Origin of the sequence: Streptomyces sp. NPDC053755 (assembly GCF_040677675.1) — a bacterium.
GTDB lineage: Bacteria > Actinomycetota > Actinomycetes > Streptomycetales > Streptomycetaceae > Streptomyces.
Map to the genome: position 1 here is coordinate 171,905 of NZ_JBFASK010000002.1, position 17,584 is coordinate 189,488.

The 17,584-nt window shown below is 69.8% G+C and carries 9 protein-coding genes; all 9 read left to right on the forward strand.

What is annotated here, in order from left to right:
- The first annotated feature begins 33 nt into the window (after positions 1–33).
- The 9 genes from AB0K65_RS03560 to AB0K65_RS03600 all read left to right on the forward strand — a co-directional run bounded on the left by AB0K65_RS03560 (position 34) and on the right by AB0K65_RS03600 (position 17,565).
- Positions 34–2,943, forward strand: a complete 2,910-nt coding sequence (locus AB0K65_RS03560; protein ID WP_365713911.1) for a DEAD/DEAH box helicase — start codon at positions 34–36, stop codon at positions 2,941–2,943.
- Complete coding sequence (locus AB0K65_RS03565; protein WP_365713913.1) at positions 2,943–6,974, forward strand: DNA methyltransferase; 4,032 nt, start codon at positions 2,943–2,945, stop codon at positions 6,972–6,974. Before AB0K65_RS03560 ends, AB0K65_RS03565 begins: the two co-directional genes overlap by 1 nt.
- Positions 6,971–8,617, forward strand: a complete 1,647-nt coding sequence (locus tag AB0K65_RS03570; RefSeq protein WP_365713915.1) for a hypothetical protein — start codon at positions 6,971–6,973, stop codon at positions 8,615–8,617. Before AB0K65_RS03565 ends, AB0K65_RS03570 begins: the two co-directional genes overlap by 4 nt.
- Positions 8,618–8,814: 197 nt before the next feature.
- A complete protein-coding gene (locus tag AB0K65_RS03575; protein ID WP_365713917.1) occupies positions 8,815–9,261 on the forward strand; it encodes a hypothetical protein in 447 nt (148 codons plus the stop codon).
- Entirely contained in the window at positions 9,258–11,354 is a 2,097-nt protein-coding gene (locus tag AB0K65_RS03580; protein ID WP_365713919.1) for an Hsp70 family protein, read from the forward strand. Before AB0K65_RS03575 ends, AB0K65_RS03580 begins: the two co-directional genes overlap by 4 nt.
- 2 nt (positions 11,355–11,356) lie before the next feature.
- Entirely contained in the window at positions 11,357–14,323 is a 2,967-nt protein-coding gene (locus AB0K65_RS03585; RefSeq protein ID WP_365713921.1) for a GTPase, read from the forward strand.
- Positions 14,316–16,058, forward strand: a complete 1,743-nt coding sequence (locus tag AB0K65_RS03590) for a GTPase (protein WP_365713923.1) — start codon at positions 14,316–14,318, stop codon at positions 16,056–16,058. Before AB0K65_RS03585 ends, AB0K65_RS03590 begins: the two co-directional genes overlap by 8 nt.
- Positions 16,059–16,214: 156 nt before the next feature.
- Positions 16,215–16,793 carry a hypothetical protein gene (locus AB0K65_RS03595; protein WP_365713925.1) on the forward strand — a complete coding sequence of 193 codons (579 nt, stop codon included), beginning with the start codon at positions 16,215–16,217 and terminating at the stop codon, positions 16,791–16,793.
- Positions 16,794–16,932: 139 nt separating this feature from the next.
- Positions 16,933–17,565, forward strand: coding sequence for an endonuclease domain-containing protein (locus tag AB0K65_RS03600; RefSeq protein WP_365713927.1), 633 nt, complete (start codon positions 16,933–16,935; stop codon positions 17,563–17,565).
- Positions 17,566–17,584 lie beyond the last annotated feature (19 nt).

The window sequence follows — 17,584 nt, forward strand, 5'->3', positions numbered from 1 at the left end:
ACCGACCACCCGAGGACCCCGAGGACTCACCCGATGACGCTCACCTACCCCGCCGGTTCCCTGGTCACCGCCCGAGGCCGCGAATGGGTCGTGCTCCCCGAGAGCGCCCCCGACATGCTCGTCCTGCGCCCGCTCGGCGGTTCCGACGACGACATCGCCGCCGTCTTCCCCGCCTTCGAGGACGTCAGAGGCGCCGAGTTCGCCCCGCCGTCCGCCGCCGACCTCGGCGACCACCGCGCCGCCGGGCTGCTGCGCTCCGCCCTCCGCATCGGCTTCCGCTCCGGAGCCGGCCCCTTCCGTTCTCTCGCCGGCATCGCCGTCGAACCCCGCGCCTACCAGCTCGTCCCGCTCCTCATGGCGCTGCGGCAGAGCACCGTACGGCTCCTCATCTCCGACGACGTCGGTATCGGCAAGACCGTCGAGGCCGGCCTCATCGCGAGCGAACTCCTCGCCCAGGGCGAGGCACGCGGCCTTGCCGTCCTCTGCTCACCGGCCCTCGCCGAGCAGTGGCAGGAGGAGCTGCGCACCAAGTTCGGCCTCGACGCCGAACTCGTCCTCGCCTCCACTGTCTCCCGCCTGGAGCGCGGCCTGGACCTGGGGCAGTCGCTCTTCGACAAGTACCCCCACGTCATCGTCTCCACCGACTTCATCAAGTCCACCCGCCACCGCGACGACTTCGTCAAGCACTGCCCCGACCTGGTGATCGTCGACGAGGCTCACACCTGCGTCGTCGCCGACGACACCACCTCCACGCAGAACCAGCTCCGCTACGAGCTGCTGCGCCGCGTAGCCGAGGACGCCGAGCGTCACCTGCTCCTCGTGACCGCCACCCCGCACAGCGGCAAGGAGTCCGCCTTCCGCAACCTTCTCGGCCTGGTCAGGCCCGAACTGGCAGGCACGGACCTGGACTCCGACCGGGGCCGACGACTCCTCGCCCAGCACTTCGTCCAGCGCAAGCGCGCCGACGTACGCCAGTACCTGACGACCGAGGACGGCCTCGGCGACGACAGCCTGGCCGAGCGGACCGCGTTCCCGTCCGACCGCTTCTTCAAGGACGAGACCTACAAGCTGTCACCGGCCTACCGCGCCCTCCTCGACGACGCCATCGCCTATGCGAGCGAGCGCGTCGAGGCCGCCGGCAGCCAGGGCAAGCGCGAGGCCCGTATCGCCTGGTGGTCCGCGATCGCCCTGCTCCGCTCCCTCGTCTCCTCCCCGCGCGCCGCCGCCCAGACCCTCCGTACGCGCTCCGCCGCCGCGGCCGCCGCCAGCGCCGAGGAAGCCGACCGCTTCGGCGCGCCCCTCACCCGCGACGCGGCCGACAGCGACAGTCTGGAGGGCATGGACGTGGCCCCCGGCGCCGAGACCGACGACGCGGGCGCCCGCCTCGCCGAACTCGCCGACCGGGCCGCCGCCCTGGAGGGCCCGGAAGGCGACCTCAAGCTGAAGGCCCTGGTCAAACACCTCAAGGCGCTGCTCGCCGACGGCTACCACCCGATCGTCTTCTGCCGCTACATCCCCACCGCCGAGTACGTCGCCGAGCACCTGGGCGGCAAGCTCGGCAAGAAGACCGTCGTCCGCGCCGTCACCGGCACCCTCTCGCCCCAGCAGCGCATCGAGCGGATCGAGGAGCTGGCGGAGGAGGCCGGGCAGGACCCCGCCGCCCGCCGCGTCCTCGTCGCCACCGACTGCCTCTCCGAGGGCGTCAACCTCCAGCACCGCTTCGACGCCGTCGTCCACTACGACCTCGCCTGGAACCCCACCCGCCACGACCAGCGCGAGGGCCGCGTCGACCGCTACGGGCAGCAGCGCGACGAGGTCCGGGTCATCACCCTGTACGGCAGCGACAACGGCATCGACGGCAAGGTCCTCGACGTCCTCATCAAGAAGCACCGCCAGATCAAGAAGGACCTCGGCATCTCCGTCTCCGTCCCCGACGAGACCTCCTCCGGCGTCACCGACGCCATCGTGGAGTGGCTGCTGCTGCGCGGCCGGGAGGGCGAGCAGGGCACCCTCTTCGAGGCAGACTCCTTCCAGCAGAGCTTCGCCGACCTGGAGGCCGACTGGAAGTCGGCGGCCGAACGCGAGACCCGCTCCCGCTCCCGGTTCGCCCAGCGCTCCATCCACCCGGAGGAGGTCGCCCGCGAGGTCCTCGCCATCCGCGACACCCTCGGCCGCGCCGACGAGGTGAACGACTTCGTACGGACCTCCCTCGCGGCACTGGAAGCCCACCTGGTGGAGGCGGGCGACGGCTCCGGCGACTTCACCGCCGAGGTCAGCGGCACCTCCGCCGGCCTGCGCGACGCCCTCGCCCCCGTCGTCGGCTCCGCCGCCGTCGAAGGCGCCCGCCCCATCCCGTTCCGTACGACCTCGGCCGTGGCCCGGGGCGAGGCCGCCCTCGTCCGCACCGACCCCGTCGTCGGTGCCATCGCCGCCCACGTCCTGAACTCCGCCCTCGACAGCCAGGCCGACGGCCGCCGCCCGGCCCGCCGCTGTGGTGTCGTCTCCACCCGCGCCGTCGACACCCGCACGACCCTGCTCCTCGTCCGCTACCGCTTCCACCTCACGCTGCCCTCCCGGCAGGGGGAGAAGCAGCTCGTCGCCGAGGACGCCCGCCTCCTCGCCTTCCAGGGCTCTCCGAAGAACGCCGTGTGGCTGCCCGAGGACCAGGCCCATGCCCTCCTCGCCGCCCAGGCCGCCGACAGTGTCGACCCCGACCACGGTGAGCACATGATGACCCGGGTCCTCGGCCAGCTCTCGGCCGTCACCGACCACTTGGAGCAGTACGGCGACACCCTCTCCGCCGAACTCCACGAGTCCCACCGGCGGGTCCGCCGCGCCTCCGACGAGATCGTCCGGGGCCTGCGGGTCACCGCCCAGAAGCCGGCCGACGTCCTCGGCGTCTACGTCTACCTGCCCGCCGCGTCCGGAGAGGCCGCCGTCTGATGTCCGCCACCACCCGCAACCAGGTCTTCTCCGCCGTCCACACCGTCGGCGGCCTGCTCCCTGCCGACATGCTGCTCCGCATCGCCGACGGCAAGGACGTCAAGGGCTCCGCCCCCGCCGACTACCAGGTCATCGGCGCCCGTTCCGTACGCGACGAGGCCGAACGCCACTGGGACTACCTGAAGTCCGTCTGGCGCGAACTGCGCGAGAAGCTGCCGGTCGCTCCGGATGCCGAGACCCCTGCCGACCCGACCGGCCTGGCCGTCTCCCAGTGGCTGGAACCGCTCTTCGCCGAGCTGGGCTTCGGCCGCCTGACCCCGATCGGTGCCACCGGCATCCCGGCGGACAGCGACCCCGACCGCGTCTTCCCCATCAGCCACCGCTGGAACCACGCCCTCCTCCACATGACGGCCTGGAACGCGCACCTTGACAAGCAGGTGGGGGGAACGGGCACGGTCCGTCCCCAGTCCCTGGTCCAGGAGTGCCTGAACCGCACGGAGGCCCATCTGTGGGGCGTCCTCACCAACGGCCGGCAGCTCCGGATCCTGCGCGACTCCAGCGCGCTCGCCACCGCCTCGTACGTCGAGTTCGACCTCGAAGCCATCTTCGACGGCGAACTCTTCAGCGAGTTCGTGCTCCTGTACCGCCTGCTGCACGTCTCCCGCTTCGCGGTGGCGGAGGGCGCAGCCCCGTCCGCCTGCTGGCTGGAGAAGTGGCGCACGGAGGCGATCGCGTCGGGCACGCGGGCCCTGGACCAGCTCCGCAAGGGCGTCCAGGAGGCCATCACCACCCTGGGCACGGGCTTCCTGCGCCATCCGGCGAACACGGCCCTGCGCGAGGACACGGACGTCAAGGCCCTCCACGGCGCGCTGCTGCGGCTCGTTTATCGCCTGCTGTTCGTCTTCGTGGCGGAAGACCGCGATGTGCTGCACGGCAAGGAGGCGACGGAGCAGGCGCGGGAGCGTTATGCGTCGTACTTCTCCTCGGCTCGCCTGCGCGCCCACGCCCGTCGCCGCCGGGGCACCGCCCACGGCGACCTCTACCAGGCCCTCCGGATCGTCCTGGACGCCCTCGGCGACGAGAACGGCCGCCCGGAACTGGGCCTGCCGGGCCTCGGCGGCATCTTCGACGAGACGGAGACGGACGCCCCACTGAAGGGCCTGTCCCTCTCGAACGAGTACCTCCTCACGGCCGTACGCCACCTCTCCCAGGTCCGGGACGCGGGCTCGCGGCGGTGGCGCACGGTCGACTACCGCCACCTGGACGCCGAGGAGCTGGGCTCGATCTACGAGTCCCTGCTCGAACTGGTCCCGCAGCACAGCGCGGCCGACCGGACCTTCGAGCTGGTGGAGCTGGCCGGCAACACGAGGAAGACGACGGGCTCGTACTACACCCCGTCCTCGCTCATCGAATGCCTCCTTGACTCCGCCCTGGACCCGGTCCTGGACGACGCGGTCAAGCGCGGCGAGCAGACGGCGAGCGCGGCGGGCGACCCGGACCCGTCGGACGCGATCGTCCGCGAACTCCTTTCCCTGACGGTCTGCGACCCGGCCTGCGGCTCGGGTCACTTCCTGGTGGCGGCGTCGCGGCGGATCGCGAAGCGGGTGGCGGCGGTACGGGAACGTAACCCGGAGCCCACGCTTGAGGCCGTCCGCCACGCGCTGCACGAGGTCGTGGCGCGGTGCGTCTACGGCGTCGACCTCAACCCGATGGCCGTCGAACTGGCCAAGGTGTCGCTGTGGCTGGAGGCCCTGGAACCGGGCAAGCCGCTCGGCTTCCTGGACGCTCACGTGAAGCACGGCAACGCACTGATTGGGGCGACGCCGTCGCTGCTGCGAGGCGGGATCCCGGACGAGGCGTTCAAGCCGATCGAGGGCGACGACAAGAAGTACGCCAAGACCCTGGAGCGCCAGAACAAGGCGGAACGGGGCGGTCAGCGGGGCCTCTTCGACCTCGACGGCGAGGCGAAGATCGCGAACACGGTCTTCGCGACGGGCCTGCGCCGCATCACGGGCGCCTCCTCGGACACCCTGGCCCAAGTACGCCGCCAGCAGGCTACCTACCAGGACTGGGCGGAGTCGACGGAGTACGTCCGCGCCCTGCACGCGGCCGACGCCTGGTGCGCCGCCTTCATGTGGCAGAAGAAGGCCGACGCCCCGATGGCGGTTACGGAGGAGGTCTTCCGTAACCTCCAGGACCCGTCGTCGGACGCGGCCCCGCAGTCGACGCACGACGAGATCGTGCGGCTGCGGACGCAGTACCGCTTCTTCCATTGGCACCTGGAGTTCCCGGAGGTGTTCACGGTTCCGGAGTCGGGCGCCGGGATCGACGAGGCGACGGGGTGGGCCGGCGGGTTCGACTGCGTGCTGGGGAACCCGCCGTGGGACCAGGTTCAGGTCGATGCGCGGGAGTTCTTCGCGTCCCGTCGACCGGAGATTGCCCAGGCGGCCAACATGACTGCCCGCAATCGCGCGATCAGGCTTCTGGAAGCGGAGGAACCGGAGCTCCACTCGCAGTTCGCTGAGGAGCAGCGCCGGAATGACGGATTCAAGCACTTTGTCCATGCTTCTACGCGCTTTCCGCTGACAGCTTTCGGTCGGCTCAACACCTACTCTCTCTTTGCGGAGCATGCTCGTCTGGTGACGGCACCTAGGGGACGTAGTGGCCAGATCGTCCCGTCGGGTATCGCGACAGATTCGTTTAATCAGTACTTTTTTCGCGACCTTGTGGAGAGCCGTTCGATTGCGGCGCTGTACGACTTTGAGAACCGGGCTGCCCTGTTCCCGGCCGTGGACTCTCGCATGAAGTTCAGCATCCTGTCCCTGACGGGCCGGGACCTGGGCGAGCCCGCGGCTCGATTCGCTTTCTTCCTTCATGAACCGGCTGAACTGGACGACCAGGAGAAGGTGTTCACGCTCGCACCCGAGGAGATCGCTCTCCTGAATCCCAACACTAGAACGAGCCCGGTGTTCCGGTCCCGTCGCGATGCCGAGATCACACTGGGTATCTATCGGAGGAATCAGGTTGTCACGCATGACGGTGTCACAGGTGGAAACCCGTGGGGAATCAAGCTGCAGCTGATGTTCATGATGAACTCGGTGTCTGAAGTTTTTCGCGACAAAGATCAACTGAAGAGTGCAGGTGGCGAGCTTCAAGGCAACATCTTCAGTGGGCTTTCGGATCGAATGCTTCCTTTGTATGAGGCGAAGATGGTGGGCATGTACGATCATCGTTCAGCGGATGTCGTTAAGAGTGATACCGCCACCGTTCGCAAGAATCAGCCTCGCTATATTTCAGAGGTCGAGCATGCTGACTGCTCTCGTGTTCCGATTCCAAACGCCTGGGTTTCGGAGAAGCTGGTACAGGAGCAGGTCGGTAATTCTGCCTGGTTGGCGGCATTTTGTGACGTAACTAGCCCTACAAATGAGCGAACGGTTATCTCCTCAGTTATTCCACGGGCTGCGGCTGGTGATACGCTGCCAATTCTTCACTGTGCTGATAAGCACTTGGTTGTGGGAGCTCTGAACTCCTTCGCTTTCGACTACGTCGCTCGACAGAAAGTCGCGGGCCTGCACCTCAGGTTTGGCTATGTGAAGCAGCTTCCTCTGCCGGCACCCGAAACGTTGGCGGTTCATCGGCGATTTATCGAGGGGCGAGTTCTTGAGCTCAGCTTTACTGCTCTCGACCTGACCTCCCTTGCTCGCGACCTTGGGGACACAGGCGCCCCCTTCATCTGGGAGAACGGTCGCCGGATCGTCATGCGCGCCGAACTCGACGCCCTCTTCTTCCACCTCTACGGCATCACCCGCGACGACGTCGACTACATCCTCGACACCTTCCCCATCGTCAAGCGCAAGGACGAAGCCAAGTACGGCACCTACCGCACCAAGGACCTCATCCTCGCCGAGTACGACCGGATGGCGGCGGCCGGCGTCAGCCTGACCAACCCCCTCGTGGACGGCGAGAACTACACCTCCACCCTCACCCCGCCCCCCGGCCACGGCCCCCGCCACGAAGGAACCGGAGAGTGACGAGTCCGCCGCCGGCCGGGGCACGGGCCGAGGCGGTCGCGCGGGAGCGGGAGCGGCTGCGGGCGCTCAGGGAGCGCAGGGAGGCTCAGAGCGCGGACTCGGGAATCGACGGGTTCACCGTACGCAGATGGCGGAAGGTGGGGGTGCTCGGAGCCCAGGCGGTGCCGCGCGCCCACACCCTGCTCCGGCGACTCGCCGACTTCGCGCGCGACACGGCTCACGACGTCGCGCATGACGCACTGACCGACGCCCTGCGCGACGAACCGGACGACCGGCTGCTGCCCGCTGTCCGGGCCGTACTCGAACGGGCCGACCCGGCCGCGGTCGCCGCGACGCTCACGGAGGTGCACGCGGGCGGCTTCCTGTGGCTGTCCGAAACCGGGGAGCAACGGCTTACCGCGCTGACGGCGGGCGACGACACCGTCGCCGTCTCCGGGAGCGAGGACCCCTCTGGGGCTTTCGCTCTCCTCGCCGCGTTCGCGGCGGAGAGTCCGGCCGCCTTCCCGCCCCGGATGCTGCCGCGGGTGCTCCCCTGGATACCGCTGAGCGTCCTCGACGACCTGATCGACGCCGGAGTGGTCGGCCCCGAGCACCAGCCCTGGCAGTACCGGGCGGAGGAGACGGATCACGCGTACCTCAAGGCCCGGCTGGTCCCCGACCAGGTGACCGACGAGCAGGCGTCCGCGCTGCAGTGGACGGCCCGGGAGCGGCGGAGCGCCTTCCTCGCCGGGGGCGAGCCGCTGTCCTCGGCCGGTGACGTCTACGACCTCCTGGAGCGGGTCGCCGACGGCGACGCCTCGGTCGTGAAGGAGCTGGAACGGGAGCTGCCCCGTGACCTGGTGCTCCGACTGCGCCGGCTCCTGGACGGGGTCGCGGTCGGCAACTGGGACCGGGACATATGGGAGGACCGGGGGTTGTGGCGGCTCATTTTCGCTCTGTGGGAGCCCAAGGCGGCCGTCAACCCATCGCGCTCGCCGCTGCACGCACTCATGGCTCTGCGTCAGGCCTACGACCTGCTGTGCATGAACGACCTCGCACGTGCCTCCGCTCAGATCGACAAGCTGGTGTCGTACGAGTCCGCTGACCCGGCCTGCCGGGCCGAGGCCCTCAACTTCCACGCGTACACGCTGCTGCTCCGAGAGGAACTCGATGCCGCGTCCCTGGTCCTGGAAGGCATCCGCGACGCGCACGAGCGGGCGGAGTCCAACCTTCGTATGCTCCGGCGGCGTCAGGCGGTTTCCCGCAACGACAGACCGGCGGCCTCCAACCCCTATCTCGACCTCGGGCTGCCGCACGGCGCACCGAGTTGGACGACCCGGTACCGGGACCTCCGCCGGGAGCATGTGCGTGATGTGGACATGAGCGCGCAGCTCAACAGCGCGATGAAACGCATCAGGGACGCCGAGCGTGACGAGGACTGGTCTGGCTTCTTCGTGCTGCCGCTCGACCTGGACGTGTTCGAGCTTCCGGACGAGGTGCCGGTCACGTTGGTCCCGCCCCTGACCCCCCTGACCAGGCGAACGACATCTCATTCTCCCGAAGGCCTGGCGCTCGTGCGGCAGCGGGCGGTGGCGGATCTGCTGCCGCACCTGCTCAGCGCGCCCCGGCGCCCCGATCGCAACGCAAGGACGCACACACCGTGAAGAAGGTGCCCCGCAGCCAGCGGAAGACCTCGGTGGTTCCCAAGCGGGTTCCTGCCAAGGGGAACAACGGCCTCAAGCATCGTCGGGACAAGCGGCGAGCGGAGGCCGATGCCCCTGCTGCCCCTGCGCAGGCTTCCCGCCGACTCCCCGCAGACTCCCCGCGCACCTACCGCCCCGAGGAACTGCTCAGCCCCCACATGATGCTTGCACGTTTCACCGAGCGGGCGACCGAGCTCCTGACCGCTGTCCCGGAGGAGGAGATGCCGACGCAGACCGCTGTGGCGGCTGCCCTGCGCCAGGCCGTTCTGGAGGCGTTCCGCTCCCGGGAGGAGTACGTGGCCCGGATGGTCGAGGTCGATCTGCTCGCCGGCGCGCCCAAGCAGAACGCCAACTCGCTGCGGAGGGGCATCCGTGCCGCCCTGCTGGACCAGGGAGTGCGGTGCGTGGACGCGCCTGACGGCGAGCACGAGCTCTTCGTGGTGGTGGAAGGCGACGGTGAGGCGTTCGAGGTGCTGCGTCCGGCTTACGTGGACCAGGCCACCGGAAAACTGGTGCTCGCCGGGCAGCTGCGCCGCCTGGCCGCCCCGGACGGAGCGGGCGACTCGGCCGGGAGCGACGACGCCGCGAACGGGGAGGGCATGTGACCGCGACCGGAATCGATTTCGGTACCACCAACTCCGTGGTGGCCCAGTGGCTGGGCGATGACGTCGACGTGCTGTCGCTGGACGCCCACCACATCGACGCCGACTGGCGTCATCCCGGCTTCGAGTACCTCTTCCCGTCGGTAGTGGGCATGAGCTCACTGCGCCGGGGAGCGTTGTTCGGCTGGGAGGCCAAGCTCCGCTCCGAAGAGGCGGCCGAGGCCTGCAAGCGACTGCTCAAGAGCGACGAGTACGTCACGATCCACGGCCGCAGGTTCGCGGCCACGACGGTGGCGGCCGGTGTCTTCCAGGCCATGCGCAAGGGCGCGGAGCACAACCTCACCGCCATCGACCAGGCCGTGATCACCGTGCCCGCCAACGCCACGGGAGCCGCCCGCTACCGCACGCGCGCCGCCGCGCGGTTCGCCGGCATCGAGGTCCTGGCGCTGCTCAACGAGCCGACCGCGGCGGCGATCTCGTACGTGCACGAGCTGCGAGAGGCTCGCACCATCCTCGTCTTCGACTGGGGTGGCGGCACGATCGATGTCACCGTGCTCGACTACCAGGACGGGTTCTTCGAGGAGCTTGCTTCACGGGGTGTGACCGAGCTGGGGGGCCTGGAGATCGATCGCCGCCTGCGTGACCTCGTCCTCGAACGGTCTCCGGCGCGATCGGCGTGGACGCCCGCGCAGGAGCGGCAGTTCGGGCTGGACGTGGAGCGCAGCAAGATCCGCCTGTCCTCCGAGGAGTCCGTCACCATCAGGACTCCGGACGGCGACACCGTCGAGGTGTGGCAGGGGGAGTTGGAGGACGCCGTCACCGACCTCGTGGACCGCGCTCTCGCACCGGTTCAGCAGTGCCTCAGCGACCTTCACATGGCGCCCCTGGATGTGGACGCGGTGCTGATGATCGGTGGCACGAGCCAGATCCCGAGCGTCCGGACCGCCGTCGCCGAGGTCATGCAGCAGCAGCCCGTCGAGGTCGATCTGTGCGATCCCATGACTGCGGTCGCCCGAGGCGCCTCCATCGCGGCAGCCGTGCTGTCGGGGGAAGCTGACGGCGTGATCCAGGTGGCGACGAGTCACGCCCTGGGCACGGTCGTCACGGACGACTCCGGACAGCGGGCGTTCAGCCAGATCATCCCGCGCAACTCACCCCTGCCGTGGAAGGAGCGCAAGAGCTACACGCCTCGCCGGGACAACGCACGCAGCCTTGCCGTGGAGATCTGGGAAGGAGACCCCGACCGTCCCCTCGACCACGCTGACAACGTGCAGCTGACGGACCTCCGCCTCACCTACCAGAATCCCCGGGCCCGCGAGGACTCCCGCTTCCTGCTGGAGTACACGTACGACACCAACGGGCTCCTGCACGTCAAGGCGACCCTTGAACGCACCGGCGAGGAAGTGCTGAACGAGGAGATCAAGAGCTTCAGCTCCGGTGGTCCGACGCCGGCGGTGCGCAAGGAACTCGATGATCTGCTCGCGGGCAACACGGTCACCACGCTCCTGCCGACGCAGACGCGGAGGCGATCCGCGGGCTCGGCTTCCAAGGCGCTCGTGGTCGACGGATCCAACCTGGCGTGGATCGGCAGGTCGCCCCGACGACCCGGTGTATACGGCAGGGACGACCGGCCCTCCTACGCCCAACTGCTGTCCGCGCGCGACGCCCTGGCATCGCGGTATCCCGATGCAGTGCTCCACGTGGTCGTCGACGCCACCTTCCGGCACAAGGTCGCAGAGGAGGAACGCGCCGCGGTGGACTCTGCGCTCGCTACAGGGAACCTCATCCAGCCCCCGGCCGGAACCGAGGGCAAGGGTGACGCGCTGGTCACGGCGATCGCGCAGGACACGGACGGAATCGTCGTCACCAACGACAACTACGCCGAACTGCAAGGCAGGTACACCTGGTTGCGGGACAAGGAGCGGGTGCTCGGGGCCACCCTGACCCAGGGCATGTGGGTCTTCACGCCGCGCACCTGCGTACCACCCCGTCATCGGATCGTACGAGCGGAGGCGTTCCAGCAGTCGCGGGCCCTGATTCCTCCGAGCCCAGATCCACTGCCCGAGTTCAGGTACCACCGCCCTCACGAGGAGTAGTGATGACTGGCGGGGCGGTGAACGACAGGACGAGCCTCAGAGCCGAGATGCTGGCGCTCCTGCTCGAGCCGTTGGGGGTGGATGCCATGGTCGGGCCGGCCGCGCTCCAGCGATTCGCCAAAGAGGTGGACATGGTCGCCCAGGCGCGTGGGTGTGCCGGCCTGCCGCCGTCCGGGAGCACCCTTTCGTGGGTGTCCGACGCGGTGGCGGCGTGCGTCGAGGAGCACGAGCTGGCCCGCCTGACAAGGGCTGGAGGCCGGACTCCGGCGCCGGACGGGGGTAGATCCCTTCGGGAACTGAAGCGGCTGGAAGGACTGCGGACTCATCTCCAGGCGCTGGAAGGCGTGCCGGTGGAAGCGCTTCGGGTGGACGCCGCGGCGGTGGCGGCCGCGGAGCGGCTGCTGCCCGAAGTCCTGGAGCCGTGTCGTCGTGCGGACCGGGAATGGCCCGAGGAGATCTGGCGCTCGATCCGTGAGATCGACATCGAACCCGCGCTGGCCGACCTCGGTCGTCGACGAGGAGGCCGGAAGGCGGCGGAGGCGCGCGAGCTCGTGCTCAGGCACAGTGCTGCGGCGGCCTGGAATCTGCGGAACCGGGAGCTGGTGTCGCTGCTGGAGAAGGTGCGGGACTTCGTCGCCGCGGAGGAGTCGTACGAGGCGGTCCTGTCCGAGCGGCCGCAGTGGTGGCGCTGGCTCGCACCGGACGCGCGGTTCGGGTTCAGGTCGGATCGACGTGACGCTCTGCTCTGGGCGATCGAGGTCCGTGACACCGGTGCCGTGTCCGGAAGTACGGTGGATATGCTCGCGGACGACAGCGTGCGGGCGGTGATCGGGCATGGGCTCGCGACGGCGCCCGTGAACACGGCCGTGTCTCCGGCCGCGCCCGCCGCGAGCTCGGCCGCACGGCTCACGGCGGGGCTGCTGGCGGTCGCCTCCCGGACCGATGTCAACGAGTTGCGGGCGTTCGAGTCCTGGTACACGAAGAACGTCGAGTCGTTCGACCGCGTGGCGGCGGCCATGGACCTGTGGCGAACCGAACCGGATCACCGCGAGGCCCTCAGGGCCCTGGTCGGCGAGCTCGCGTCCGGGGCGGTGGACACGAGCCGATCGGCCTACCGCGATATCCAGACCGCTCTCCGGGAGGAGGCCGAGGCTCGTCCTTCGCGAGCGCCGTACTCCGCGCACGCGATCGAGAGCGAGGGCCTCGTCGGGGTCATCCGCCGCATCGGAGCGCTCGAACGCGAACTGCGCGATGCCGTACGGGGCATGCCCATGGCGAGAGGCAGGCTGCGCGTGGCCATCGCGGGAAGGACCAAGTCCGGGAAGACCACGCTGCGCAAAGCGCTGACCCGTGAGGCGGACCGGACCGGGATCGGGCGAGGGGCGCATCGCACCACGCGGGAGACCTCCGCGTTCCACGTCGGCTCTGTGACGTACCTCGACACGCCCGGCGTCGCCGCGAAGGACGACGACCTCGACGCCACGCGTGCTCGGGCCGCGTGCGACAGCGCCGACGCGGTGATATGGAACTACGCCGACACGCTGCGTGAGGAGGAGTCCGCCGAGCTCCAGCGACTCCTCCTCACGGGGAAACCTCTGCTCGCTGTCGTCAATGTGAAGGGAAAGGTCGACGAACCGCACCGTCTTGAGCGTTTCGCCAAGGATCCGGAGAGAGAGTTCGCGTCGGCGACGGGTCACACGGTTCGGATCGAGCAGGTCTCCGCAGCGGTCGGCGTCACGGCGCCCGTCGTCCTCCCGGTCCACTCCGGTGCCGCGCACGAAGCGTTGTCCACGGCGGACCGCGAGCTGGGGGACAGGGCCCTTCGGGCGAGCAGGTTGCCCGAGCTGGAGCAGTCCCTCACCCGGCTCCTGGCCGACCGTGCGATTCCGCTTCGTGCGGTTCGCCTGGCCGAGGACGTGCGGGCGCCGCTCGCGGCGTTCCACGACCGGCTGATCGAGGAACTCCCCGGGATCGATCTCGCGCTTGCCGAACTCGCATGCTCGACGCCGCGTGACCGGGCAGAGTCGCTGGAAGCCTTCCGGACAGCGGGCCGGGACACGCGTGACCTACTCGAAGCCGAGCGCCACCGCGCCAAGGAGCGGGTGCCGGAGGTGGTTCGGGACCTGGGCGGCGTGGCTGACGCGCAGCGGTGGAGCGACTTCGTCACCGGTTTGGACCTGGAGGGACTTCTCTCCGGTCTCGGGGACACGTTCGAGCAGGAGGCGCGGAAACGGGGGATGCTTCTGCGCGTGCGGGCGAGCGCCACGGACCATCAGGACGACGCGCAGCCGCGTGTACGACCGCGTCCTGATCTGAAGGAGCAGGCCGCGAGCCTGGGCACGGCGGCCGTCAAGGGGGCGGCGACGGCCCTTCTGGGCTCTGTCGCCGCCAAGGGGATCCCCAAGAAGCTCGCGGTCCCCCCTCCCGCGGCGACGTTGGTCTACGCGGTGGAGGGCCTGGCCGGAGCGGCGAAAGCGGTGAGCGGTGAGGTTGCCCGCGCGCGGCGGGCGAAGGACGGGTGGACCAGCACGACCACGACCGAGGCTGAGGCCTGCCTCGATGACCTGTTCGACGGACTTGCGGCATGGTCGGCTCGTATCACCGATGACGCGACGGCTCAGATCGATGCCCGGTTCGAGGCACGGTCCGCGGACATCAGGGTCACGCGGGAGCGGTTCGAGCGACTCTGCGGGCTGCGGACGGCCGTGCGGTCCGCCCTCGACGCGATCGACCTCGTCCTGGCGCGCCGGCTCCTGGCTCTCGCGGGAGGGGACCCGGCGGCGATCCGTCGGGCACGTCGGACGCCGGGAGTCGAACTTCGTGTCTGGGCCGACGCGTCCCGCGTCGCGGACGTGCGGTCGTGTCTGCGGGACCAGTTCGTGGACGTCCTCACCGAACGGATCGAGATCCGCGCGGATCTCGGATGGCTCGGCACCCTCGAAGGAACCGAAGGGAACACAGATGGCTGACGGTGGTCCGGTCGACGCGCCCACGATCGACGGGGGCCGAAGCGCTCTCGTACTCGCGCTGGCCGCACGTGCCGAAGAGGTCCTGGGCGCTCACCCTCGCACTCGCGCCCTGACCACGAGCCTGCCTCGTGCGGACACGAGCCCGCTGCGGATCGCACTGCTGGGCCCGTACAGCGCGGGGAAGTCCACGCTCGTCGCGGCACTGCTCCGGCTCCCGTCGGCCGACATCGTCGATCTCGTCGACGCGGCGCCCAAGACGCACGAGGCGACGTCGTACGAGTGGAACGGAGCGACGCTGGTCGACCTGCCCGGGACGCTGTCGGGTATCGACGGGCACGCCGATGCGGCGCGGGGCGGCGTACGTGGTGCGGACGCGCTGATGATCGTGACAACGAGCGAACTGCCGGGCGAAGCAGAGACCAGGACGATTCTGCAAGCTCTCGACGCTGACGGGTTCGCTGACCGGAGTGTGGTCGTCGTCAACAAGATGAACGCCGAGAACAGCGATCGCGATGTCGTCCTCGACGAGATCCGCGGGCGCCTCGGGCCTTTCGCCGACCGCGTCCCGATCGTCCCCACCGACGCACGCGACTACATCGACGCGCTCCATGACCCCACTCTCTCGTCCGATCAGCGACAGTGGCTTGTCGCGGAGAGCGGTATCGACGCTCTGGCGGCCGAGTTGCGGAGAATGACCGCGCCCGGTGTCAGCGGTGTCCGGCCCAAGGCTCAGGCCTTCGAACTCCTTCGAGTGCTGGCGGACGCCGAGCGGCAGTGGGTGCTGGACGGCGAGGAACTCGATGCCGCGGAGAGCGCGAAGAAGGTCGAGGAGTCGGTCTACCGGGCGAAGGAGCGTGTGCTGAGCGCCCTGGTGAGAGAGAGCGAAGTCGTCGCTTCCAGGATCACGACGGCCGGAGACAGGGCCGCTGCCGGCGTCTCGGAGAAGGACGAAGTCTTCCCCGACCGCGTCACTCGTGCCGTCCAGGAGGAACTGGAGCGTGCGAGCAATGAGTTCGACGCGAGCTTCTCTTCGTCGGTGAGGACGGCGTTCGACGCGCTGGTCGCCGAGTACGGAACCGGTGTGCCCGAGCCTGAATCCTGGGTGAACGACCTCGAAGCACGCGAGACGACGTTCGACGGGTCCCCGGATGGCACGCCACCGTTGACGCAGGGGGTCAAGGAAGCGGCGAAGAAGGCCGCGAAGGTGGGTACCGAGAAGGCGGGCGAGTGGATCGGGAAGATCGCGGACGGCGGTAACGGGCCGGGAAGCGCGGCCTCCGCCGTCGTGGAAAAGCTCAGCAAGAACCGGGTGGGCCGGAAGATTCTCGACGCCGGAGGGAAAGTCACCAACGGCGCGGAGAAGTTCAAACCGTGGGGCAAGACCAAGGCGGCCGGCAAGGTAGCCGGTACGGCCCGCAAGGTGCAGTGGGTGCTGGCAGTCACGGGGCCGTTGATGGACCTGACGAGCGTCGCGCAGGACCAGAGCAAGTGGATGGCGCTCAACAAACGGCGGAAGCAGATCAAGGATCACTTCGACGAGAAAGCGCGCGAACAGCGGACCGCTCTCACCGATGCCGGTGAGCGGTACCTGAGCGAGTGGATCACCGAGGTGGAACGGTCGCTCAGCGGTCTCACGAAGCGGGGCTCGGACATCAAAGCCGAGCGTGAAGCGGCCCTGACGGCGATCAAAGGCCTCCGCGACGAGGCCGAGAAGTTGGTCGGGCCGACCCGCTGACCTGACGGACCGTGGTCCCGGCGGTGAACGCGCCCCGTGACCACGGCCGCCGGGACAGGCGTTCAGGTTCCGATGCGAATCCTCGCCGACCGCGACCAGGTGTCCCGGCCGGGGCGCTCGGGCCCGTCGGAGTGTCGGCGCCGTTAGCCTGTCGGTATGACGGAGCGTGTCGTGCCCGGCCGCGCGGACGGCCTGATCACCGTGGACGCCGCCGACGCGCTGTGGGTCGGGCTGACGGCGGGCGGCGCCGTGCCGACGGCTTCCGGGGCGTTCACCCGCTCGCCCGCCCGTGCCCGGACGGGGTACGTCCTGCTCGGGAGCCGCGTGGTCGCGACGGCCAGGGTGGGCGGCGGTCGGTGGGGCGTCGCGGAGCGCGAGGTGCGCCGGGCGGCCGCGGAACTGAACGCGGTGGTCATGGACCGGCGGGACCTGGTCCGCGTCGGCCCGTTCCGCGGAGCGCCGGAGCCGGAGCCGGAGCCGGAGCGCGACGAGGAGACGCCGCTGCGCTGGCGGTGGCGCGTCGCGGGGGAACTGGGGGAGCCGGGCGGCGGGCGCGACACGGCACGAGGCCGGCCGGCCGTGTCATCTGGCGGGGATCGACTGGCGACGGCTACTCGTGGAGCACGCTCCCGACGGGACCCGGCGGACGTGGTGGCTGCCGCGCGGGGTGGTGAGGCTGCTCGACGCGGCCGAGCACGCCGAGACGCGGTGGCTGCGAGCCGCGCGGACCCGTGAGACGGGTACGGCCGTGGCCGAGCCGCCCTCCCGCCCTCGGCGGGCCGGGGACGCAGACGGGCGGCGCGCGACGAGCCCTGAGGGCCCCGCCGCCTCACCGCGCCCGTACGGTAAGGAATTCGAAGGCCAGTTGTACTCGGTGCTCAGCAGGAAGCCTGGCATCGCCAGGAAGGTGGCCGAGTGGGTGTGCGCCGTCTGCGGCGGCGAGCCCGCCGCAGTGCTCGACCACTGCCACGAGCACGGCTACGTCCGCGCCCCCGTCTGCCAGTCCTGCAACACGCGGGAACGCCCCGACCATCTGTACGCCAACGACGTCCGCGTCGCGAACCGCTACACCCGCCTCTTCCACACCGACGCCAGCGACTGGCTTCGCCACTGGCACCGCTGCACCGGCTGTCGCGCGCGCACCACCCTGCCGCTGCCGCACCTCGCCGCGTGGACCGCTTTCATAGCCTGCCGGCCGCTGCGCCCGACCCACCGGGCCCCGCGCGGGCGCGAGCCCTGCGGCACCCTGCGCGTGTCCTGGACGGGCAGTCAGAACGCGCCCCGGTCCTGCCTGTTCACGGTCACGGTCGATTTCTGCCCCGCCGGCGAGCATCGTGTCCTGGCGCAGGTCCCCTACCGTGAGGCCGCCGAGCGGTTCCGTGGCTGGCTCGCCGAGACGGCCCCCGCCGTGGCCGCCGCGTCCGGCCCCGACCGCCTGGACGGCCTCCCCGCCCAGCCCCGGCCGGTCGTCGTGGACCCCGGCGGCGAGGGCCTGGGACTGTTCTGAGGTGAGGAGCCGCCCGCCG

Bases quoted from the DNA above. Each gene is read 5' to 3' on its own strand.
- AB0K65_RS03560 (WP_365713911.1), top strand. From the start codon at position 34: ATGACGCTCACCTACCCCGCCGGTTCCCTGGTCACCGCCCGAGGCCGC.
- AB0K65_RS03565 (WP_365713913.1), top strand. From the start codon at position 2,943: ATGTCCGCCACCACCCGCAACCAGGTCTTCTCCGCCGTCCACACCGTC.
- AB0K65_RS03575 (WP_365713917.1), top strand. From the start codon at position 8,815: ATGATGCTTGCACGTTTCACCGAGCGGGCGACCGAGCTCCTGACCGCT.
- AB0K65_RS03585 (WP_365713921.1), top strand. From the start codon at position 11,357: ATGACTGGCGGGGCGGTGAACGACAGGACGAGCCTCAGAGCCGAGATG.
- AB0K65_RS03590 (WP_365713923.1), top strand. From the start codon at position 14,316: ATGGCTGACGGTGGTCCGGTCGACGCGCCCACGATCGACGGGGGCCGA.
- AB0K65_RS03595 (WP_365713925.1), top strand. From the start codon at position 16,215: ATGACGGAGCGTGTCGTGCCCGGCCGCGCGGACGGCCTGATCACCGTG.